Origin of the sequence: Paeniglutamicibacter quisquiliarum (genome assembly GCF_019084045.1) — a bacterium.
In the GTDB taxonomy this organism is placed as follows: domain Bacteria; phylum Actinomycetota; class Actinomycetes; order Actinomycetales; family Micrococcaceae; genus Paeniglutamicibacter; species Paeniglutamicibacter quisquiliarum.
Map to the genome: position 1 here is coordinate 20,779 of NZ_JAHRED010000006.1, position 22,080 is coordinate 42,858.

At 66.8% G+C, this 22,080-nt stretch carries 18 protein-coding genes; 7 read left to right on the forward strand and 11 right to left on the reverse strand.

What is annotated here, in order from left to right:
• Positions 1-124 precede the first annotated feature (124 nt).
• The 4 genes from KRR55_RS11785 to KRR55_RS11800 all read right to left on the reverse strand — a co-directional run bounded on the left by KRR55_RS11785 (position 125) and on the right by KRR55_RS11800 (position 6,306).
• Entirely contained in the window at positions 125-2,542 is a 2,418-nt protein-coding gene (locus tag KRR55_RS11785) for a GNAT family N-acetyltransferase (RefSeq protein WP_217389296.1), read from the reverse strand.
• Complete coding sequence (locus KRR55_RS11790; protein ID WP_217389297.1) at positions 2,539-3,879, reverse strand: lysine N(6)-hydroxylase/L-ornithine N(5)-oxygenase family protein; 1,341 nt, start codon at positions 3,877-3,879, stop codon at positions 2,539-2,541. The genes KRR55_RS11785 and KRR55_RS11790 overlap by 4 nt, the downstream gene beginning before the upstream one ends.
• On the reverse strand, positions 3,876-5,399 hold the full coding sequence (locus KRR55_RS11795) for a pyridoxal phosphate-dependent decarboxylase family protein (RefSeq protein WP_217389298.1): 1,524 nt from the start codon (positions 5,397-5,399) through the stop codon (positions 3,876-3,878). The genes KRR55_RS11790 and KRR55_RS11795 overlap by 4 nt, the downstream gene beginning before the upstream one ends.
• Before the next feature lie 298 nt (positions 5,400-5,697).
• Positions 5,698-6,306, reverse strand: coding sequence for a hypothetical protein (locus tag KRR55_RS11800; protein WP_217389299.1), 609 nt, complete (start codon positions 6,304-6,306; stop codon positions 5,698-5,700).
• 139 nt (positions 6,307-6,445) lie between these two features.
• Here KRR55_RS11800 and KRR55_RS11805 point away from each other — a divergent pair, with 139 nt between their 5' ends.
• Together KRR55_RS11805 and KRR55_RS11810 are read left to right on the forward strand one after the other, a co-directional pair.
• Positions 6,446-7,459 carry an NAD-dependent epimerase/dehydratase family protein gene (locus KRR55_RS11805; RefSeq protein WP_217389300.1) on the forward strand — a complete coding sequence of 338 codons (1,014 nt, stop codon included), beginning with the start codon at positions 6,446-6,448 and terminating at the stop codon, positions 7,457-7,459.
• A gap of 332 nt (positions 7,460-7,791) precedes the next feature.
• Positions 7,792-9,456, forward strand: coding sequence for an ATP-binding cassette domain-containing protein (locus tag KRR55_RS11810; RefSeq protein ID WP_217389301.1), 1,665 nt, complete (start codon positions 7,792-7,794; stop codon positions 9,454-9,456).
• Here KRR55_RS11810 and KRR55_RS11815 read toward each other — a convergent pair.
• The 3 genes from KRR55_RS11815 to KRR55_RS11825 all read right to left on the reverse strand — a co-directional run bounded on the left by KRR55_RS11815 (position 9,437) and on the right by KRR55_RS11825 (position 11,965).
• Positions 9,437-9,865, reverse strand: coding sequence for a hypothetical protein (locus tag KRR55_RS11815; protein WP_217389302.1), 429 nt, complete (start codon positions 9,863-9,865; stop codon positions 9,437-9,439). The two genes, KRR55_RS11810 and KRR55_RS11815, sit on opposite strands and share 20 nt — an antisense overlap.
• A gap of 228 nt (positions 9,866-10,093) precedes the next feature.
• Positions 10,094-10,981, reverse strand: coding sequence for a serine protein kinase RIO (locus tag KRR55_RS11820; RefSeq protein WP_217389303.1), 888 nt, complete (start codon positions 10,979-10,981; stop codon positions 10,094-10,096).
• Positions 10,982-11,524: 543 nt separating this feature from the next.
• Positions 11,525-11,965, reverse strand: a complete 441-nt coding sequence (locus KRR55_RS11825; protein WP_217389304.1) for a PaaI family thioesterase — start codon at positions 11,963-11,965, stop codon at positions 11,525-11,527.
• Positions 11,966-12,078: 113 nt separating this feature from the next.
• Between KRR55_RS11825 and paaZ the strand changes: the two genes are divergently transcribed.
• Both paaZ and KRR55_RS11835 read left to right on the forward strand, forming a co-directional pair.
• On the forward strand, positions 12,079-14,205 hold the full coding sequence (gene paaZ / locus KRR55_RS11830; RefSeq protein ID WP_217389305.1) for a phenylacetic acid degradation bifunctional protein PaaZ: 2,127 nt from the start codon (positions 12,079-12,081) through the stop codon (positions 14,203-14,205).
• A 229-nt stretch (positions 14,206-14,434) separates the two neighbouring features.
• The gene (locus tag KRR55_RS11835) at positions 14,435-15,652 is read left to right on the forward strand and encodes a phosphotransferase family protein (protein ID WP_217389306.1); all 1,218 of its coding nucleotides are present in this window, start codon (positions 14,435-14,437) and stop codon (positions 15,650-15,652) included.
• 131 nt (positions 15,653-15,783) lie between these two features.
• On the opposite strand, the gene KRR55_RS11840 is transcribed toward KRR55_RS11835, so the two are convergent.
• Positions 15,784-16,263 carry a hypothetical protein gene (locus tag KRR55_RS11840; protein ID WP_217389307.1) on the reverse strand — a complete coding sequence of 160 codons (480 nt, stop codon included), beginning with the start codon at positions 16,261-16,263 and terminating at the stop codon, positions 15,784-15,786.
• A gap of 340 nt (positions 16,264-16,603) precedes the next feature.
• Here KRR55_RS11840 and KRR55_RS11845 point away from each other — a divergent pair, with 340 nt between their 5' ends.
• Positions 16,604-17,095, forward strand: a complete 492-nt coding sequence (locus KRR55_RS11845) for an ASCH domain-containing protein (RefSeq protein WP_217389509.1) — start codon at positions 16,604-16,606, stop codon at positions 17,093-17,095.
• Between the two features lie 349 nt (positions 17,096-17,444).
• A complete protein-coding gene (locus KRR55_RS11850; protein WP_217389308.1) occupies positions 17,445-18,335 on the forward strand; it encodes a hypothetical protein in 891 nt (296 codons plus the stop codon).
• Between the two features lie 156 nt (positions 18,336-18,491).
• Here the strand turns inward: KRR55_RS11850 and KRR55_RS11855 are convergent, their stop codons facing one another.
• Genes KRR55_RS11855 through KRR55_RS11865 form a run of 3 tightly spaced genes read right to left on the reverse strand, consistent with a single transcriptional unit; the run spans position 18,492 to position 21,049 of the window.
• Positions 18,492-19,160 carry a response regulator transcription factor gene (locus tag KRR55_RS11855; RefSeq protein ID WP_217389309.1) on the reverse strand — a complete coding sequence of 223 codons (669 nt, stop codon included), beginning with the start codon at positions 19,158-19,160 and terminating at the stop codon, positions 18,492-18,494.
• Complete coding sequence (locus tag KRR55_RS11860; RefSeq protein ID WP_254456158.1) at positions 19,138-20,652, reverse strand: sensor histidine kinase; 1,515 nt, start codon at positions 20,650-20,652, stop codon at positions 19,138-19,140. The genes KRR55_RS11855 and KRR55_RS11860 overlap by 23 nt, the downstream gene beginning before the upstream one ends.
• Positions 20,645-21,049, reverse strand: coding sequence for a hypothetical protein (locus tag KRR55_RS11865; RefSeq protein WP_217389310.1), 405 nt, complete (start codon positions 21,047-21,049; stop codon positions 20,645-20,647). Before KRR55_RS11865 ends, KRR55_RS11860 begins: the two co-directional genes overlap by 8 nt.
• A 264-nt stretch (positions 21,050-21,313) precedes the next feature.
• On the opposite strand from KRR55_RS11865, the gene KRR55_RS11870 reads away from it, so the two are divergent.
• On the forward strand, positions 21,314-22,078 hold the full coding sequence (locus KRR55_RS11870) for an SGNH/GDSL hydrolase family protein (RefSeq protein WP_217389311.1): 765 nt from the start codon (positions 21,314-21,316) through the stop codon (positions 22,076-22,078).
• The last annotated feature ends 2 nt before the right edge of the window (positions 22,079-22,080 follow it).

Genomic DNA, 22,080 nt, shown 5'->3' on the forward strand with positions numbered 1-22,080 from the left:
ATCGGCAACGGGCACGCCACGGGAGGTTGCGCGTGCGGGCACGTGCCCCGTGGTGTGCGCCACCGACCCGGTGAACGCACCGCAGGGCCGCCGCCGGATGGCGGGGGCCCTGCGGTGCAGCCAGCTAGCCGCGCCCGGCCAGCGGATTGGCCAGGGTGCCGGCGTAGATCAGCCCGCCGGACTGGTCGGCGAGGTCAAGCATCTGCGCGTTGTTGCGCAGCTGCAGCCGGTTCAGGCAGGAGAGCTCGAAGTCGGCGGCGAACAAGTCCAGCGCGTCGAACGCCTCGGCCGTTTCCGGGTGCCGGGTCCGGTAGGCGAGCAGCCGCTCGGCGGCGGTTGCCCAGAAATCCTCCTCGCCGCAGATTCCCTCGCGGGCCAGGGCGGGGGCCAGGAAGCGCAGGAAGCAGTCCACGATGTCGGTGAAGACCACCAGCCGGCGCTCCGCCTCCGGGACCGCCGCGCGGATCCGCTCAACCTCGGCCGGCAGCGGCTGCCGGTCCCCGAGCACCGCGATCTCCTCGGCCAGGTCCTTGTGCAGCACCTTCACCGGGACCGATCCCTCGAGCACCAGGATGACGTTCTCCCCGTGCGGCATGAACGCCAGGTCGTAGCGGCACAGGCAGTGCACCAGCGGCACCAGGTAGGCGTCGAAGTAGCGGGCGAGCCAGTCGGTGGCCGCGAGGCCGGAGCGCCGGATGTGCGCGGCGGCCAGCGAGGCGCCCGCCGCGTCGACGTGCAGCAGCGAGGCCATGGTGGCCAGCTGCTGCCCGTCCTCCAGCAGGCCGGCCGGGGATTCGCGCCAGAGCGCGGCCAGCATCTTGCGCTGCGGGGCGCCGTGGCCGGCGGCCTCGAAGAGCGGGGAGGAGTAGCCGACCGCGGCGATCTCGCGCAGCAGGCCCACGTTGCCGCGCGAGAGCTCCGCGTCGTTGTCGAAGACCGCGGTGAGCCACGCGTTGATGGCCGGGGTGCCCTCCATGTAGGCGGCCGAGAGCCCGCGCATGAAGCCCATGTTCAGCACCGACAGGGCCGTCTTCACGTAGTGGCGCGTCGGCGCGCTGCGGTTGAAGAAGGTGCGGATCGACTGCTGCGGCTGGTAGAGGTCCTCCCCGGCGCCCAGGTGCACCAGGTGGCCGCTGGCGACATCGGGTGCGAAGCTGAGGGCCAGCTTGTGCTCCCACTGCCAGGGGTGGATGGGCAGCAGCACGAAGTCGGCCGGATCCAGGCCGCTGCCGGCGCAGGCATCGGCGATCCGCGCCCGGAAGAGCGCCAGCTGGCGCTCGCCGAGTTCGGCGAGCAGCAGCGATTCGGCGTCCAGTCCCGGCAGCGAGCTGTAGCGGGCGCGGGAGGCGTGCGCGGCCAGCCACTCGAGGGCAAGCGCGGCGCCGGTTTCCGGCGCGTAGGACAGGTAGTCGTTGGCGCCCAGGCCGAGGCGCCCGTTGTTCGCCACGAAGCAGGGGTGGCCCTCGGTCATCGCGGCCTCGGTGCGCTGGAAGTCGGCGACGGCGTCCCCGGTGCCGGCGGCCAGCTCGGCGGCGCCGGCGGTGGAGTGCAGCTGCTTGTAGCAGTGCCCGGCCAGGGTGCTGCCGATCTCCTCGAGGTACACCGGCAGCTGGGCCGCGGAAAGCCCCAGGGTGTCGCGGAAGGCCAGCACGAAGCCGGCGGCATCCGGTGCCGCCGGCACCCCGTCGGCCAGGACCTCCAGCGAGTCGGGGTCGACGGACCAGTGTTCCAGGGCGTGCACGTCGGCGCGGAAGCGGTATTCAAGGGTGCCGGTGCCCAGGGTCCAGGAGCCGGGAACGGCGCCGGGCGCCGGGGCGAGCAGCCGCTCGTGGGTGAACTCGGCGATCGCCTTGGCCAGCACGTGCCGGTTCGCCGTTTCCCAGCGTCCCGGGGACAGGTGCGCGGCGGCGGAGGAGGGTCGGCCGGTGGCCCGCGCGAAGTCGTCCCGGGTACACAGCGAGAGCAGCGCGGTCTTGGCCGGGGTGTCGGGGCCGGCCGGCAGCTCGATGCGCCCGGCCGGGCGGAAGCCGAGCCGGGAATTCAGCGAGTGGATGGCGGTGTTCGCGGCGTCGGGCTCGACCACCACGCGCAGCACCGCGGGATCCGCGAAGAGGTGGGCGAGCGCGGCCTCCATGGCCGCGGCGCTGAAGCCCGGCAGGGCCCTGCCGTCACCGGGGCCCGCGAGCAGCAGGTGCATGCCCGCGTCCCCGTGCCGGTGGGCGTAGCGCCCGGCCAGCACCGAGTGCTCCGGCGCATAGTGCTCGAGCAGGAACACCGCTTCGGGCGCGGCGTCCCCGCGCAATGCCGGCAGCAGGCCCAGCAACACGTGGTGGTGGGCCGCGGCGTCGAGCTGCTCGTAGGCGGCCCGGACCTCCGCGACGCTGGTGCCGTTCATGCCCCAGAAGCGGGCCCGTTCGGTGTTTACCCAGCCGTGCAGCAGCCCGGCGTCGGTCCCCGGGTCGAAGCGGCGGAAGGTGAAGTCGGTGGCCGCGGGCGCGGTGCGGCGGGCGGGGGGAATGACGATTGAGGGCGTGGAAATCATGCGTGGGCTCCTTCGAGCGTGGGGGAGGGCAGCGTCGGGGATGCGGGTGCGGGGCTGCCGAAGGACTGGAAGCCGATGCGCTTCTCCACCGCGTAGTGCTCGTACCCCGCGATCCGGTTGATGATCACCGAGTTGCGGTAGGCTCCCATGCCCAGGTCGGGGGCGGTGAAGCCGTGGGTGTGCAGCTCGGCGTTCTGCACCAGCACGTCGCCGTCGTTGCTGACCGCGTAGTTTCTGTCCACGTCCAGCCGGCCGTCGGCCAACCGGTTGATGCGCGTTCCGAGGCCCGCCAGGAACGCGGGCTCGCGGTAGGCGTAGCCGGTGGCCAGCACCAGGGTATCGGCCACGGTGGAGAATTCCCCGCCGTCGTCCTGGTTGCGCAGCCGCAGCTCCAGGGCACCGTCACGGTGTTCGATGCCCTGCAGGGCGGTGGCCGCGCGCAGCGTGACCGGGGCGTGCCCGGAGACCTGGCGGCGGTAGAGCAGCTCGTGGATCTCGTCGATCAAGTCGGCGTTGATGCCCTTGTACAGGCCCTTCTGGCTGGCCGAGAGCGCGTCGCGGGTGCCCTGGCCCAGGGAATGGAAGTGGTCGATGTACTCCGGGGAGGTCATCTCCAGGGTCAGCTTGGTGTATTCGAGCGGGAAGAAGCGCGGGGAGCGCGTGACCCATTCGAGGTGCGTCTCCGGGCCCAGGGTCCCGAGCAGGTCGGCGAAGACCTCCGCGGCACTCTGTCCGCTGCCCACCACCGCGATGCGGGAGCCCGCGGCGATGGCGGCGCGGGCGGGGCGGTAGCCGCTGGTGTGCACGGCCTGGCCGGTTCCCAGCACGCATTCGGGAACGGAGGCGGGCACGTACGGGCTGGTTCCGGTGCCCAGCACCAGGCGCCGGGTGCGCACGGTGGAGACCCCGTCGTCGTGGTGCACATCGAGCTCGTACACCCCGTCGGCGAAGCGGGCGGCGGCGACGTGGGCGCCGAAACGCACCGAGGGCAGCCGCGCGGCCGCCCAGCGCAGGTAGTTGTTGTATTCCTCGCGCAGCGGGTAGAAGTTCTCGCGGATGTAAAACGGGTACAGGCGCCCGGTGTCCTTGAGGTGGTTCAGGAAGGAGAGCGGGTGGGCGGGGTCGGCCATGGTGACCAGGTCGGCCATGAACGGGACCTGCAGGTGCGTGCCCTCGAGCATCATGCCCGGGTGCCAGGCGAATTCCGCGGCACGCTCGAGCACCAGCACGTCGAGTCCCGGCACGGCGTCGGCCAGGGCCGCGAAGCCGAGGTTGAAGGGCCCGGCGCCGATGGCGATCGCGTCGTGGACGCGGGCGGTGTCAAATGCGGTGCTCATGCCTGCACCCCCGCCAGTGCGCGCTCGCCGGCGATGCGGCGGCCATGTCCCACGACGGCCGCCAGGATGGCGGCGACGTCCTCGATGGAGGTCTGCGGGTTCAGCAGCGTGAGCTTGAGGTGGCGCACCCCGGCAATGGTGGTGGCGGCGACCATGGCCTCGCCGGAGTCGTAGAGCGCGCTGCGGATCTCGTTGGCCAGCGGCGCGTGCCCCGCCTCGACGGGGACCGGTGGGACGTAGCGGAAGACGACGGTGCTCAGCTGGACCTCGGCGGCCAGCTCGAGTTCGGGGTGCTCGTCGACCAGCCGCCCGGCCGCGGCGGCCAGGTCCATGACGCTGTCGAACATCGATCCCAGCGCCTCTGCGCCCATCGAGCGCAGGGTCACCCAGAGCTTGAGCGCGTCAAAGCGGCGGGTGGTGGCCAGCGACTTGTCGACCTGGTTGGGGGTGCGCCCGGCCTCGGCGGCGGGGTTGAGGTATTCGGCGTGGTGCGAAACCAGTCCGAGGGCGGTGCGGTCGCGGACCACGATCGCGCTGGAACCGATGGGCTGGAAGAAGGACTTGTGGAAGTCCACGGTCACCGAGTTTGCGGCCTCGATGCCGGCCAGCAGCCCGCGGTGGCGCGGGGAGCCAAGCAGCCCGCAGCCATAGGCGGCGTCGACGTGGAACCATGCCCCGTGCGCCGCGGCCAATTCCCCAATGGCCGGCAGCGGGTCGATGGAGCCGAAGTCGGTGGTACCGGCGGTGGCGACGATCGCCATGGCGCGCAGCCCTGCCGCCCGGTCCTTTTCCAGTGCGCGCCGCAGGGCAGCCGCATCCATCCGGTGGAGCGCGTCGCACTCGATGGCGACCACCGCCTCGGCGCCCAGCCCCAGCAGGGACGCGGAGGTGGAGATGCTGAAATGGCTGTCGGCCGAGGCATAGATGCGCAGCCCGGCGAGGCGTTCGGGCAGGCTCCCCGGCTTGCCCGCGACGGCGGTGTTGCGGGCCAGCAGCATGGCCTGCAGGTTCGAGGCGGTGCCGCCGCTGGTGAAGACGCCGTCGGCGTCCGGGCCGAGGCCGGCCAGGTCGGCGGCCCAGTCGATCAGGCGCTGCTCGATGAGCGTGGCGCCCGCGCTCTGGTCCCAGGTGTCCATCGAGGTGTTCACGGTGGTGACCAGGGCCTCGGCCGCGATGGCGGGAAGCGCCACGGGGCAATTCAGGTGCGCGGCGTAGCGCGGATGGTGGAAGTAGACGGCGTCCCGCAGATAGAGCTCCGTTGCCTCTTCGAGGGCGGCTTCGGTGGTGCCCAGCGGAGTCCGAAGGTCCACGGCGTCGAGCCTGGCGCGCAGTGCGTCGGGGCCGGGGCCGGTGGTGGGACCGGCGGCGGCGGCGATGGACCGGGCCGCGAGCCTGGCGGCGGCGCCAAATTCCTCGGCCATGCGATCGGCGGTGTCGCTGCCGAGGAGTTGGTCGGCGGCGACCGGAAGGAATCGCGTGGGGGTGGACAGGGTCTGCGCCAGGGGACGTTGGGGCGTCATGGGGCTCCTTTAAGATCGGGGAATGCCGCGAGATGGTAGGCAAAGGTTATGCTTACCTAACTCGCACCGAGATATTAAAGACATAGCTGAGGGCGCTAATACAACTTAAGTTCAATACACAACCAATAAAGACCAGGTCGGACGGGCAAAAGTGCCCGCCCGGCACTTTCGTACCCGCTGCAAGGCTCCAGGGCCCGATTCGGTCGCGTCACACTTCGCAAAATTTCCGCCCCGCGCCACGCGGGTCGGGGCGTCCGGGCTCCGCGGGGCGGGCAGGCCGCGTAGGACCGGGAAGGGCTCAGCCTTCGGTAGCCTGTCCCGGTTCCATGGCCGCAACCACCGTGACGCTCAGCTCCAGTTCCGCCGGCCGGTCGATGGTGACTTCAATGACGCGGATCGGTCGGTGTTCCGCGGCGCCGAACCCATAGCCGTTGGGGCCATCGGGGGAGCACTCCGAGGACAGGCCGCTCCCAAGGCTGCGCCCCTCGTCGTCGAGCGCCTCAACGCTTGCCCTGGTATTTTTCGAGCAGGTGATCTCCACAATGATCATGTTGCCCGGTTGTTCCCCGGATAATTCAAAGCGCGTGCTCCGCGAGAACCGTTCGGCAAGCAGCACCCGCTCGCTTCCCGGAACCGCATAGTCGACAGGATGTCGTCCCTGCTGGACCTGATAGGCGACGGAGAGCTTGTCCAGGGCGGCGATTCGTTGTTCCAGCCCGTCGTCGGGGCTGCTCTGCAACGGCAAGTCCGCCGTCTGCGACGGGGTCGAACCGGCGGGCGTGAGCGAGGCTTCCCCCGTTGTGGGGGGCTTCGGGGGATCACTCGTTTCAGTTCCCAGGGGCACGCATGCGCTCAGCAGCAGTCCCAGTCCCGCAAGACCGGCGATCATCCTTGGAATTCGGCTCATGACCTGAGCCTAGGCAATAAAACCGTGCATCGGGGAGCATGGCGGATAACGATCCGGACAGCCCCCGGCGCGGATGGTCCCGCGTACGCCCACCGAGAATCCCCTTGCACCGGGGGCGGGCAGGCCCTTGACTCGGGTCATGAGCAAAATCCTGCTGCTTGGCGGCACCGGCTGGTTGGGCAAAACCCTCAGCCGTCTCGCCCTGGAAGGCAACCACCGGCTGACGGCCTTGGCGCGGGGGACAGAAGCGTTTGCACCGGGGGCCACGGCGGTCGTTGCGGACCGCGCTGCACCGGACGCCTACGCGAAGGTGGAAAAGGACGACTGGGACCTGGTCATCGAGCTGACATCAACACCGGAATTTGCCCGCGAGGCACTGGGCAGGCTCGGCGGAACTGCCCGGAACTGGGTGTTTGTTTCCTCCTGTTCGGCATACGCCGACCAATCCGAGCCGGGTGCCGACGAGACGGCAAGGGTCCTGAATCCGCTGGCTGTCGATGACCGGCACGCCGAACCGGACTACGGAAGGGCCAAGTCCACCTGCGAAGAGCTGAGCCGGCGGGTCCGCGACGGCCGGGTGCTGGTGGTCCGCCCTGGATTGATCGGCGGCCCCGGGGATCCCAGCGGGCGCAGCAGCTACTGGCCGTTGCGTTTTGCCGAGTCCCGGGACCCCGTCCTGGTTCCCGCCGACCCGGACAGCCGGCAATCGGTGCAGATCCTCGACGTGCGCGACCTCGCGGCATTCATCCTCGATGCCGGCCTGGCGGGGCTCCACGGATTCGCCAACGCCGTGGGTGCGCAACACACGCTGGGCCAGGCCCTGGGAATGGCCCGGGACGCCGCTGCTGCCGTGGCGCCGACGGAAGCTCCGGCTCCCGCCCACACGCTCGCGGAATACGACCTGGCCCGGATGGAAGGGGACCGGGTGAACCCCTGGGCAGGTCCCAGGTCGCTGCCCTTGGTGCTGCCCGCGGACCCGGAATTTGCCGGATTCGCGCGCCGCTCCGATGCCCGCGCGCTGTCCATGGGCCTGCGCCGCAGGAGCCTGCGCGAGACCTTTGAGGACATCGTGCGCGCCGGGGACGGGACCGGGACGGCTTCGCTGCGGTCTGGGCTGGCAGCGGAGGAGGAAACCGCGCTGCTCCTTCGGTAGCCGCGGGATCCGTCGACCGCCCCGCCGGGGATGCCCCCGGAGGAGCGCTGCCGGCGTCCCGGGTCCTGCCACCCGCGACGCGTCCGGTGATATGCCCCGTCTCCCCGCGCTGACCCCGGACGAAACTGCCGGTAAGCGGCGGGACATTTGACAGCCGGCGTCTCCCGGCCGCAGGATTGAAATGTCCCATTGCCGACGTCAGGATCGCGACGTGTTGCCAGTTCTCGCCTTCGCCTAATCGCGCCAAGGACATTTCCATGACCCCTCCCTACGTGGAGCGATCGAGGTCGTGGTGAAGTTTTGGCGCATCCTCCGTCGAAACGAGAACGACCATGCAGCACCCCAATCCCATCATCATTGACCGTCTCGGCTTTTCCTGGCCCGATGGCGGAACCGTATTTGACGACGTCTCGACCACTTTTCCCCATGGCAGCACCGGCCTCATGGGTCCCAACGGTTCGGGAAAGTCCACGCTCTTGCGGCTAGTCGCCGGGGAACTCAGGCCCACCCGGGGCACGATCCACACCCAGGCACCGCCGGCCTACCTGGCACAGGACATCGTCCTCGACAGCCATCGAAGCGTGGCGAGCCTGATGGGCATCACGGAAAAGCTGGCGGCGCTGCACCGGATCCTGGACAACACGAGCGAGGATCTGGCCCGGGACATGGAATCGGTCGGCGACGACTGGGATCTTGAGGAGCGGTCGGCGGCGCTGCTGGACGGATACCTCAATACGGAAGTCACCGCCTCATTCCTGCAACGAACCGTGGGCACCCTGTCGGGCGGCGAGACCATGGCCGTGGCCCTGGCCGGCATGGAAGTCCGCGGCGGCGGGATCACCCTGCTCGACGAGCCGACCAACAACCTGGACCGCGACGCCCGGCACCGCCTCTACGACATGGTGGAGCGATTTTCCGGCACCATGCTGGTCTCCACGCACGACAAGACGCTGCTGGGGCTGGTCGATTCCCTGGCCGAGCTGCGCCCGGTGAACGTGCGGGCGCTGCGCGCCGAGAAAATGGAGGTGGTGCGATTCGGCGACTGGGGTTCACGGGAGGAAGTCCTGGGTCACGAACGGGACAGCGCGGCACGCAGGCTCAGCGATGCCCGCCGCAGGCTGGCGGTCGAGAAACGGCAGGTCCGCGAGGCCGAAACCAAGATCGCCAGGCGGTCCAGGCAGGGGCAAAAGGCCGCGGAATCCATGCCGAAGATCCTGGCCAACGCGCTGCGCAACAAGGCCGAGGTCTCCGCGGCAAAGAACCGCGGCATCATGAGGTCCCACGAGGCAGACGCCCGCACGGAGCTGGCGGAGGCCCGCAACGGGTTGCCCGTGGACCTGAGGATCGGGATCGAGTTGCCGCGGACCCGGGTTCCCGCGGGCCGCAGCGTGGTTGAATTGCCGGTCGCCGAGATCGGCCGCGGCATCGTGCTCGAAGCGGGGGAACCCGTGGAGGGGGATTCGGTGCTGGGCATCAAGGGGCCGGAGCGTGTCGCCCTCCTTGGGGGGAACGGGGCGGGGAAGACAACCTTGCTCCGCGAGCTGGAGACGCGTTCGAGGGTTCCGGTCGGGTTCCTGCGCCAGCGCCTGTCTGCCGGGGGCGGGGAGGACTGGGCAGGGCTCGATGACGGGATGAGCATGTTGGAAAACCTCCGGCTCGCGGCGCCCGGGGCGGAACCGGGGCTCCTGCGGGAGCAGCTGGCCGCCTTCCATTTCCGGGGAGCCCGGGTCGACGAGCCGGTGTCCCGGCTTTCGGGCGGGGAGAGGTTTCGGGTTGCCTTGGCGATGATCCTGCTGGCCGACCCCGCCCCGCAATTGCTTCTGCTTGACGAGCCCACCAACAACCTGGACATGGCCACCGTCGAGCAGCTGCTGTCTGCCCTGGAATCATTCGGAGGCGCCATGGTGGTGGCCAGCCACGACGAGGAATTCCTCGCCGTGCTGGCCACGGACCGCGAGTGGGAAATGCGGCGCCGGTCTATGTCGCCGGACGCATGACGTTCTTGCGGCCCGCCACATGTTCCGGGGCGTGGGCGACCGCGCGGGCGCCGATCTCGGCCAGCGCGATGATGGCAAAGGCGTTTGCCCCGTGGAGCAGACCGACCCAGGCGGCATCGAAGGCCACGAACGCCAGGGTGATTTGGACCGCGACGGCAAGAAGGAGCCACAGTGCCCATTTCAGTCCAGCGTGCGCGAGCAACGCGATGACCAGTAGCACCAGTACGAGAACCGGGGCCGCGTACATGCCGATCATGCCGTGCATGAGCGCGGCCACCGGCGGTTCGTCCGGGACGGTTCCGGACTGCAGGGATGGGATTAGCCCGAACATCGCCCAGGCGATCAAGGCCGCCTGGACCACGACTGCGGCGGCAATGATGTGAGCAACAACCTTGTATGCGGTACGCAAGGTGAATGTCCTTTCTGGAAATTGCTCAAGTTAACTCATGAAGAAGGCCAACACTGGCCACGTGGCCGCATCGTCGACGTAGGGGTGCGAGGTTGATGGTTTCGTATGGGCGGCCCAAGCGGTTTGGTGGGCCAACCATAGCCCCGTGGCCCAGCCGAGACCAGCACAGCGGATGTACCAATTAATCGCCTGGGAACCGCCCCGGTGAATGGAGCTCGGTCCCGGCGCCTACCAGGCCTCGGCAATGAGTTCGGCCAGGAGTTCGTCGGCGTCAACGTCCAGGCCGCGCGACTGGAACCAGGCGCACATGTTTTGGCAGTCCCGCTGAAGAAAGCCGACACCGCGTTCGTTCTCGGTCATGTCGACAAATTGCGGCAGGTCGATGACCACCAGCCTCTCGCCGGCAGCAAGTACGTTATAGGGCGAGAGGTCCCCGTGGGCATATCCCAGTCGGGCGAAGACCTTCATGGCCTCCACGATTTGTTGCCAGTAGTGGCCCAGCCGTTCGGCGTCCGGGCGCACATGCTGCAGCCGCGGTGCCGCAGCACCCGGGGCCTCCGGGTCTTCGATGAACTCCATGAGAATCTCAGTGCCCAGGATCTGTACCGGATAGGGGACCGGCGCTCCCGCCTCAAAGCACAGGCGCATGTGTTGCCACTCGGCATTGGCCCACCGCGAGGCCTCGACGAGCCGCCCATAGGCGCTGCCGTTTTTCAGCGCGCGGGCGTCGCGTGAACGTTTGACGCTGCGGCCTTGTGTGTAGGTCGAAGACCTGTTGAAGGTGCGTTGCTCCGGGGACCTGTAGCGCTTGGCGGCCAGCAGGGCATGTTGCTCGGACGTGGCCCGCTCGATCAGAAAGACATCGGCTTCCTTGCCGGTCTTGAGCACGCCGAGCTCGGTGTCGATGGCACCTGCATCCTCGATAACGAACTCGGGGTATGGAAGCGGTCCGCGCATGAGCTTCTCGGTGGCCAGCCAGGTTGACCAACGTTGGGAGTCGCCGAGTTGGTCGTCAAGATAGTTCCAGTCATCCGCGCGATCGGTCTGCCTGGCCTTGGTGCCCGTGGAGCGCCGTTCAAAGGTGTCTGGAAAGTTGTTTTCTACGTGTTTCTGCATTGCTGGAGTAACTCCTGTGGGAAGGAAAGAATGGATCCGGGGTCACGACTGGGACACTCATTGTTTTCCTCCTTCGGTGGTTACTGGTGCTGCTGACTCAAGGACACCACAACTCATTGATGTATGTCAATCACTTGGCTCCGGCTGCTGGTTCCTTGGCCCGTAACCGTTGCCAGATGCGGCGAAAAACCTCATGCTGCCGCCCGTGTCGGGTGGATGGCGCCCCCGATCATGAACCCCGTCGGGCAAAGCCAGGGAAGCGCCGACGTGGCCAACTCTTGCCATGTTGCTGCTCGCATTACCGGGCGCGCTTTTGGTGGCGCCATGCGCGGGACACCGGGGGAGTGGCGATGTCCGATGGGCGCGATGGGTGGACATCGCCCACGCGGCGACAGGCCGGCGGATCTGCGATCCGCCGGCCTGTCGGGGTCGCTGTGGGACCCGCCCGGGAATAAGCCTGCCGGTGCGGGAATTCTGGCCGCGGATCCCCGCAAGCGCGGACGTGGAAGTGCCTGCGGCCAGGTGATTTCCGGGGCTGCAGCCCTACTGCTTGATGTCGACGATCAGGTTGGTGATCCGCAGGGTGCAGAGGCGCTCGCCGGCTTCGTTCTCGATGACGACCTGATGGCTGGCCACGCGGCGGCCCAGGCTGATCGGCGTCGCGGTGATGGTGATCAGCCCGTTGCGGGCACCTTTGTGGTGGGTCGCCGAGACATCCACTCCGACCGCCGACTTGCCCATGGTCGAGGCATGCTTCACCGCGGCCCAGGAGCCAACGGCCTCTCCCACGGCCAGCGACGCGCCGCCGTGCAGCAGCCCGAACGACTGGCGGTTACCCTCCACCGGCATGGTGGCCACGACCTTCTCGACCGATTCCTCGAGGATCTTGATGCCCATCTTGATGTCCAGTTCGCCCAGGGCAATCTGCCAGACGCCGTCAATCGAGGTTTCCGGGGTGGGCGCGGTGGGGCGCTCTGCGCTCATGCTGTCTATCTCCTGTTTTCCGGGCACCCATGGCGCCCGAGACTCGTGGTGTTCTTCCCCATACTGTACTGTGGTTGCTAATACTGACCGATCGTTCAGGAAGGACTTCGTCGATGACGACAACTCCCATGGCTCCACTCGTTCCCAGCTTCGTCCAAAACACCTGGTGGACCCCGTCCGATGCGGTGGGCGGCACCCCGGTGCTGGACGCCAACACCGGGGCGCCCCTGGCAACGGTAAACAGCGACGGCATGGATCTTGCCACGGTTGTTGAGTACGGGCGCACTGTCGGGCAGGCCGAACTTGGCAAGCTCACCCTCCACGAACGCGCCCTGAAGCTCAAGGAACTGGCCCAGTACCTCAACGACCGGCGAGAAGTCCTCTACGAGATCTCCTACCAAACCGGTGCCACCAAGTTCGACTCGATGGTCGACATCGACGGCGGCATCGGCGTGCTCTTCACCTTCTCTTCGAAGGGCCGGCGCGAGCTGCCGAACTCCAATGTCATCCCCGATGGCCCCATGGAAGTGCTGTCGCGCGACGGCTCGTTCGCCGGCGAACACATCTACACCCGCATCCCCGGGGTTGCCGCACAGATCAACGCCTTCAACTTCCCGGTCTGGGGCATGCTCGAGAAGTTCGCCCCCGCATTCATCGCCGGGGTTCCGACCATTGCCAAGCCCGCCACGCCCACCGGCTACGTCGCCGAGGCCATGGTGCGCCTGATGGTAGATTCCGGCATCCTGCCCGAGGGCTCGATCCAGCTGATCTCCGGCTCGGCACGCACCCTGTTGGACGTGCTTGACTACCGCGACATGCTCTCCTTCACGGGCTCGGCCTCCACCGCCTCGGCGCTGAAGTCCCACCGGAACGTCATTGACGGGGGAGTGCGCTTCACTGCCGAGACCGACTCGCTCAATGCGGCCATCCTGGGACCCGACGCGGTTCCCGGAACGCCGGAATTCGACGCCTTCGTCAAGGCCGTCACCACGGAGATGACCTCTAAGGCCGGACAGAAGTGCACGGCGATCCGCCGTAACATCGTCCCCGCGGCGCTAGTTGACGAGGTGGTCAAGGCCGTGGGGACGCGCCTTGACGAGCGCGTGGTCATCGGCGACCCGCGCGCCGAGGGAGTCACCATGGGTGCCCTCGCCTCCCTGGAACAGTTGCGCGACGTGCGCGCGGCCGTCGAGGACATGATTGCCGCCGGCGGCGAGATTGCCTACGGAACCCTGGATGCGCCGGTCGTCCGCACCACCACGGGCGAGGAAAAGACCGTCGATGCAGGCGCTTTCATGTCCCCGTTGCTGCTCACGTGGGACGACGTGGAAAACGAGGCCGTTCACAGCCGCGAGGCCTTTGGCCCGGTGTCATCGGTGATCGGATATTCCGACCTTGACGACGCCATCCGCCTTGCGGCCATGGGTTCGGGTTCCCTGGTGGCCACCGTGTGCACCAACGACCCCGACACCGCGCGCGTCCTGACCACCGGCATCGCCTCGCACCACGGCCGGGTCCACATGCTCAACCGCGAAACCGCGCGCAGCTCCACGGGCCACGGCTCGCCGGTGCCGCACCTGGTCCACGGCGGCCCGGGCCGCGCCGGAGGCGGCGAGGAACTCGGCGGCATTCGCTCGGTCAAGCACCACATGCAGCGCACCGCCATCCAGGGCTCGCCAAACATGCTCACCGCCGTCACCGGCATCTGGCACACCGGTGCCGACCGCGTGGTCGCCGGGGCCGCAGAGTTCGGCGCCGTCGAAGGGGCCATCCACCCGTTCCGCAAGTCGCTGGCCGAGCTGCGGATCGGCGACGCCTTCGCCTCGCCGCTGCGCGTGGTGTCCCTGGAGGAAATCACCGCGTTCGCCAACGAAACCGGTGACACCTTCTATGCGCACACCGACCGCGCAGCGGCCGAGGCCAACCCGTTCTTCCCGGGCATCGTGGCCCACGGATACCTTTTGGTCTCCTGGGCGGCCGGACTCTTCGTCCAGCCCGCCCCCGGCCCGGTCCTGGCCAACTACGGCCTGGAGAACCTGCGCTTCATCACCCCGGTGCCGGACGGGGATTCGATCCGGGTCACGCTGACCGCCAAGAAGATCACCCCCCGCGTCACGGACGAGTACGGAGAGGTCGCGTGGGACGCCGTCATCAACAACCAGGACGGCGAGATCGTGGCCACCTATGACGTGTTGACCCTGGTGGAGAAGGAAAACACCACCTACGCCAACTGGGCCTAGTTCCCGATCCGCATGATGCTGCGGCAATGACCGATGGCCGACCGCTGGACTCCTGATTAGGGGGTTGCGCGGTTGGCCGTCGGCGTCTGCGGAGCCGGTATCGGGACGCGCCCGTGGCGGTGGGCCGTGGCCCGCGGGGCACCGAGTGTGAGAAGGTAGCGGGCAAAGGGAAGCGGGGCGGCATCATCCGCCGGCACGGCCCGCGGCGCGTAGGAGGAACGAGGGTTCAATGAATTCACCGGTGCTTCAGGATGCCGACGCATGGACCGAGCGGGAACAACTGGACTTCTTCGAATCGGAGGAGTTCGCCGGAATCCTCGCGGAAGTCGTGCGACCGATGGGACTTGAGCATGCGCAGGTTTACTTGGCGGACCTGCACCACCGGCCGGGGGCCGGGGTATCCGGTGTCTTTGCGGCAAGCAACGGGACAGCAACGCTTTACCTGGGTGCCACAGCTGAAAAGCTGGAGAAGTTCCCCGAAGGGGCCGTCCGCCTCGACAACGGGCGCGGCGCCGTCGTCGTATGGCTGCATCCGGCAGACCCGCTGCTGCCCGGGTTGCGGTTGGCGACAACCCCGGGGCTCGTGGAGGAAAAATGGGGCGACGGACGCGTTCTGGAGGAACTGCGCACCCTGGCCTACCGCCCGCTGCGCCGCGCCGTCTTGCTTGCCCGCTTCGTGGACGGCGACCAGCTATTCCTCAAGGTGCTGCGGAAGGACTCGCAACTCCTCCACGACAAGCACCTGGCCCTGTTGCAGGCAGGTATCCCCGCACCAGCGCCGGTCGGACCGCCGATAGACGGCGTCCTGGCCTTTCGCCGGGCCGAGGGCGTGCCGTTGGCCGAGGACCTGATGCATGCCAAGGACCTGCCGTTGGACCCGCAGCGCATCTTCGGGCTTCTCGACTCGTTGCCGCAAACCCTTATGGACGTCCCGGCGCGACCTGCCTGGTCCGACCGCTTGGGCTGGTACGGTCACGCGGCCCAAACGGCAATGCCGGAACAAGCCGAAAATATCGGGGTCTTGATCCAGCGCCTGGCCCGCATTTTGGAAACCTCCCGGCGTGGTGAACTGGTTCCCAGCCACGGGGACTTCTACGAGGCAAACATCTTCGTCACCGACGGGACCATCACCGGGTTACTGGACATAGATTCGGCCGGCCCCGGGTATCTGGTTGACGACCTTGCCTGTTTTCTTGGACATCTGGCCGTCCTCCCGGGTCTTGACCCGCGGTATGAACGGGTTGTCGGTTATCTTGAACGTTATGCCAAGGCCTTCGAATCTGAACTGGGTCAACGAGGGGTTTCAGGCGACGGTCTGTATGCCCGGGCAGCGTGCGTGGTCCTGTCGCTGGTGGCCGGCGCGCGGGACGAATCCAATCCCAATTGGCGTGTCGTGGCACTGGACCGCTTGCGGCGTGTTGAGCAATTTCTCGACCTGGCTGGGTAGCGAAAGGCCGGGACGTTTGGTTTGCTGCCGCCCTGAAAGTCTTTATTTATGGGCTGTGACGTGGCATTATTGCCCGAATCGGGAGGCCAAGATGAGAACATTCTCATTCGTTTCTCCTCCACGTCTCACATTCAGGAGTCAGGCTGGAAGAAGATCACCAGCAGGACAATGGACGAAAGGTTCGAAAGCATGAAGAAGTCACGCACATTTTGGTCAATCACCGGGGCACTTGGAGTAGTCGCCATCGGAGCGGGCGTTGCGGTCGCGCAGCCGATTGTCCCCGTCAATGAGTCGGTGGTTGTGGAGGAACGGGCAGCACTCCAAAGTTCCACCTCCGTGGAGCAGGTGGCCGCCGATGCTGAAGCCTCAGCACAGACTGCTGCATCGGCGAAGTCGGCAGCGTCTCCGGTGTCGGCCCAGACTCCTGTGTCGCCGGTGTCGGCCCAGACTGCTGTGTCGCCGGTGTCGGCCCAGACTGCTGTGTCGCCGGTGTCGGCCCAGACTGCTGTGTCGCCGGTGTCGGCCCAGACTGCTGTGTCGCCGGTGTCGGCCCAGACTGCTGTGTCGCCAGTGTCGGCCCAAACTCCTGTGTCAGCCCCGTCCCCGGTCACAGCTCAATCTCCAGTTTCGCCCGCCTCCGCGCAGTCACCGGTGTCCGCGCAGTCGCCGGTATCGCCTGTTTCCGCACAGTCCCCGGTATCGCCGGAGTCTCCAAAGTCAGCTCCATCGGCGGCCAGCGCAGCCTAGCGCTCCCGAGTGACTCCCGGCGGCTGGTGCCCGTTCAGAAACAGGCACCAGCCGCCGGGGTGTTCCCGGACCTCTACCCTCAACTGCCACTCCGTCCCGAACCCGGTCATGTGGACCACTAACGTGGAATAACCGTGGCATGCTATTCCTGTGAAAGCAGAAGACGTCAACAACCGATCGTTGGACCTGGAAGCCGCGGCCCGGATGTGGGCCGAGTATTCGACTGCCTACCCGGACGCGGTGAACCTCTGCCCTGAATACTCGGTCGAGCGCTTCGGGGATTCCGCGGTGCTGGCCGATGCACTGTTACACGAAGTGATCCACGGCCACAAACGAGCCACCTCGACGCTGGCTCGGGAATTCATGGATGACGGCATGGCACTTCCGCGCGTGGGTTCGCATTGGATAGCCTGCGACGGGGACGGAAACCCGAAGGTCGTCCTGAAGAGCGTGGAGCTTCGGTTGGGGACCTTTGCCAGTGCCGACGCGGACTTCGCCCGAGACGAGGGGGAGGGCGACAGGTCACTGGAAAGCTGGAGAACCGAACACCGCAAATACTGGCTGCGTGGCGAAGCCGCACGCGGCCGGACCTGGAGCGAAGACTGCGCGATCGTCTTCGAACGTTTCTTGCTCGTGTGGCCGCCGGAGCATGCCGGCAAAACGCCCGGATCCCAAGACGCGGCTTATCCCGTTTAGTCGAGAATCGAGCGGGCGGTCGTCCGATTCGGAGAAGACCCAACCCGCAGCATCGCATCCGGAAAACCCCACTCCACCGGCACCGGCGAAAAGGTCATCCATGCGGGGAGGCGGGCGTTGCCTCGAACAGAGTGCACCCTCGAAGCACGCGAAACACCGAGTAATTAAGGGGTGGGTTCACGTGTTGCCGTTCCGCTTTTCGCAGTCGTATGCTTCGAGCATCCGAGGCGTAGCGTGTCCATCCGTGATTTCCGAAATAGTTTCCGGATGAAGCTTGTTCTTGCTGGGAGTATGAGCCGTCAACTGCGTGCCGGATACGGTTTCCTACTCGTAGATTCAGAGGGATCTCATGAAAAGAATGTTCGCCATTCCCAGCGCAATTCTCGTCGCAGCCGCGACGCTGTGGGTCGCACCGGCAACCGCGGCACCTCCGCCCGGCACCCAGCTTTCAGGCGCCATTTTCACCACGGACGCCAGCGGTGTTCCCGTCAACCTGAACATCTACGACGCCAAGGAAGATGTCTACCTTAACGGCGGCCCCGGCATCAACGCCCCCGACGACGCGGCCGGCCTGCCGGCAGGCACCTACTCATTCCAAGTCACCGACCCCTCGGGAAAGGTCTTGCTCTCATCCGACGCGGTCGCGTGTCGTCAGTTCACTGTGAACGACAGCGGCGTCATTCAGGACACCTCGCCCTCGGGTGCCTGTGCCCATGCCACGGGGCTCGATGGTGAAGACGGCGGGGCAACCGTCCAATTGTTCCCCTATGCGGACACGCCCAACAACGGCGGGGTCTACAAGGTCTGGGTGACCCCGACTGAAAAGCTGGACTGCAACGGAAACGGCAACAAGAACTGCTTCGTTCCCCGGTACAGCAAGACCGACAATTTCAAGGTCCGCAGCGACATGATCGTCGAAATCGACGTGCGCTTCTGGAAGAACGGTGTGGCCATGGACGGCTACGCTGCCACCTGGGTGGACACCAACGGCGCCCACAACATCAAGTACTCCGAATGGAACCCGGCCGTACTTGCCTTCCACGAGGCCCACTTCGAAGCAACCGAGGAAGGCACACATTCCATCCATGTGGCCAGCCAGCCCGGCTGCAGCATCACGGCGGTCGCGGCGCCTGACGGAAGCGCCGCGAGGGTCAGGGGCGGAACCGCAATGGTCCCGGTCACCGTCGCGGACCACACCGAAGGCGACCACACCTACTGGGTGGACGTTGCCTGCAAGTAAGAAAGGATGCCTGCCCGGTGCCCCGAGTCATGCACCGGGCCGCTTCGGCCGCCCGCAAGGAGCGGCAAAGTTGCGGACCACGGTCGTTGACCGTGGTCCGCAATTTTGGGGAACCGATGGCCCGTCAGCTGTACATGCCTGTTGCTCATCCCCTGCTCAGGAAGGATCCTCGAAGCGGTACCCCATGCCGCGCACCGTGGTGAACCATTCCGCGCCCAGCTTGTTGCGCAGGTACCGCACATACACGTCAACGACGTTGGAACCCGGGTCGAAGTCGTAGCCCCAGACCCGGGAGAGCAGCTGCTCGCGGCTGAGCACTTGCCCGGGGTTTCGCATAAAGGCCTCCGCCAACCCGAATTCCCTGGCCGAGAGGTCGATTTCGCGACCATGGAGCCGCGTGCGCCGGCTACCGGAATCCAGTTCCAGCGGTCCCACCCGAATCACCTGGTCCTCGGGCGCCGCGGCCTGTGGACGCAGGCGCAGGCGCACCCTGGCAAGCAGTTCCTCGAAGCGGAAGGGCTTGGCCATGTAGTCGTCCGCGCCACCCTCGAGCCCCGCCACGGTGTCGTCGATGCTGGACCGTGCCGTGAGGATGATGACGGGGGTGTCGACGTTGGTGGAGCGGATGCGGCCCAGGACCGAGAAGCCGTCCTCGTCGGGAAGTCCCAGGTCCAGAATGATCAACTCGAAGTCGCCGGTCTGGGCCAGATAGCCGCCTTCCTTGCCGGTGTCGGCCACCGTGGGCGCGAAGCCGGCGGCCTTGAGCCCCTTGGCGACAAAGGAGCTGATGCGGTCCTCGTCCTCAATGATCAGTATTCGGCTCATCTTCTTCTCTCTCGGGGGCAATGGGGATCTCTATGACGAAGGTTGAGCCGATGCCCACATCGGAGCTGACCCCGACGCTTCCGCGATGTGCCTCGGCGATGGCCGAGACAATGTTCAGTCCCAGTCCGGACCCCTCGGTGCGTTTGGAATTGTTGCCGCGACCGAAGCGCTCGAATATCCGGTCCTGGTCGGCGACGGCGATGCCGACGCCCTCATCGCGTACCCAGAGACGCAGCACCGGGGCGTTGCTGGCGTCGGTTGCGATATTGGTTCCCATGGTAATCGTGGACCCGTCGGCGGAGAACTTGACGGCATTGGAGCACAACTGCAGCATCGCCTGGGTGATGCGTTGCGGATCGAGATTGGCAGTTGCCTCCACGCGATGGCCGATCCGCCAGTTGCGGTCGCCGAGCGGACGCGCCTTGTCCAGCAGGTCATCGAGCAGGGTGCCGATGTTTGTGTTCACGGGTTGGACGAAGTCGACCCCGTTGGAGTTGGCGAGGGTGACCAGGTCGTTGATGAGGAAAGACATCCGGTCCAGTTCCGCCAGGGCGATGTCCCTTGACTGGTTGACGTCCTCGGGGTCCAGGGGATTCATGAGTTCCAGGTGCCCCTGCACGATGGTCACCGGTGTCCTGAGCTCGTGGCCCACGTCGTCAAGGAGCTGGCGCTGGGAGACCATGGCGTTCTCCACTCGGTCGAGCATGGCGTTGACGGTGATCGTCAGCTCGGCCAGGTCGTCGCGTCCGACCACCTCGATGCGCTTGGACAAGTCCGATTCGGAGATCTTCCGGGCGGTGTCGCGCAGCAGGGCCACGGGACGCAGGAACCTGCCCACCAGCAGCCAGCCGGCCGCTCCGGCCACCAGCAGGACGACGACCCCGACCAGGACATACATCAGGAAGCCGCGGTTCAGGGCCTGCCTTTCGGCGGTGTAATCGTAGGCGAGGAACAAGTGGGCCGGAGGTTGCGGCTGGGCCAGGGTCAGGGGAATGCTCACCACGCGGTAGGTTGCTTGGGCCGTGGGCACCGTTTGGAGCATGACCCGCTCGTCCGGTGCCTCATTCACCGCCCAGGCGATGAACCCCGGGTCGTTTTCCGGACGCATTTGCACGATCTCGGGAGCGGTCCACCGGACGCTGTCGTTGACCATGCTCAGCATGCCTTCGTGTCGTGCCGGCAGGGTCTGCTGCATGGCCGCGTAGAGCAGGACCTCGGCGGTGAGCGGCTCGGCGGTGGTCGCCGATTCGGAGCTGCGTGCGGCCAGCACCTGGAATTCCTGGACACTGCGCTTGAGCGAGTCGTCGATGCGGGCATCCATGGTCCGCACCTGCAGGAGATAGACCACGGTGCCGGTGACGGCGAAGGCCAAGGTGATTAGCCCCAGCATTCCGGCCAGGACCCGGGTGCGGACGGAGAAGCCGCGACGGGCGTACTTGGTGCCCTCGGGTGCGTTTGCCAGTTGCTGGGCGAGCTCGGGAATCCTAATCATCGTCGTCATCCGCACCGTCGTCGTCAAAATCGTCGTCATCGTCATCGTCGTCGGCGTCCGATGGCGGCAGCGGCTTGACCGGTGCTGACTTGCTGGGCAACACTGTCGGCTTCGGTGACGGCTTTGAGGAGGGCTTGACTGACGGCTTGACGGTTGGCTTGGCCGGTGGGCGCGACGATTCCGCGGAGGGGCTTGGGGTTGGCTTGGGCGAAGTGCTTGGTGCCACGGTGGAGGGAGACGGGCTTGCCGGTGCGGTGCCCTGCTCGACGTCGATCGCCGGTCCCAGGTTCACCGAAGGGGGAGCCGACAACCCCAGGGCCACCACATAGGTCCCCAACCCCAGGGTCAAGAACACCGCCAGCCAGGCCACGATCTTGCCAGTTTTTCCCAATCCCATGACCACAAGTATGGCCGATGATGATGAGACCCAAATGAGAGGCGGATCAAGGGTGGGTCGCACACGGCAGGTATTCCCGGTGCTTGGCAAGGGGACGGCCGGTTTCCGGCGGGGTCCTCCGGCATCCGTGGATTCTTGCAGTTGGCCCTCTTGTTGACAGGAGCAATGCGGAGGTCGACCCTGATGAGTGGGGGGACGGCAAGTTATTGAGGAGCATTGGGTATCCGGGTTGGCCAACATGCAGCGCTAGGGGATGGCAGCGCAATGAGCACTTCTGTCGGAAGCGAAAGAATTCGGAGAGGTTGGCTGGATGTGGTCCAGGCGGGGCCCGCTTTGGTCCAGGGGCACCGCCTCGTCAAGACCATTCCGAGGCTGCAGGAGGCCACAGGTCCCAAGAAGGGTTTGGCCGACGCGTGTGGCACCGGCGGGACCCCTTGTCGGCTGCTGGTCATTGGGGAATCGACTGTTGCCGGAACGGGCGCTCCGACCCACGCACTTGCACTGACCGGCCAGCTGGCGGAGGGACTCTCGGTCCGGCGTCACCGGCCAGTGGCGTGGGAAGCCCAGGGTGCCAACGGCGCGACCTTGGAGCGCATCGGCAGCGAGGTGCTTGTCCGGGTCCAGCATCCGGACCCGGACATCGTTGTCTTGGTGGCCGGCGCCAATGACGCCATGGCCGGTCGGACGCCCGCGCATTGGGGCGGGGACCTGCGCAGGATCCTGGCGGCGTTCCTGGATCCGGGCAGGCCCAGGGAAATTGTTGTTGCCGGGGTGCCGCCCTTCAGATTCTTCCCTGCCCTGCCGGTGCCGTTGAACGAGTTCCTGGAACGCCGGGCCAGCCGCCTGGACGCGGTGTCGGCGCGGGTGTGCACGGAACTGGGTCTTGCCTTCGTGTCCTTCGCCGACGATCCGCCGCTGGGCGACGCCTTCTTCGCTGCCGACCGTTTCCATCCGTCGGTGGAGGGCTATGGGCACTGGGCGGCTTTCCTGCTGGATGCGCTGAAAGACCCCCGCCCGGATCCCGCCTAGCC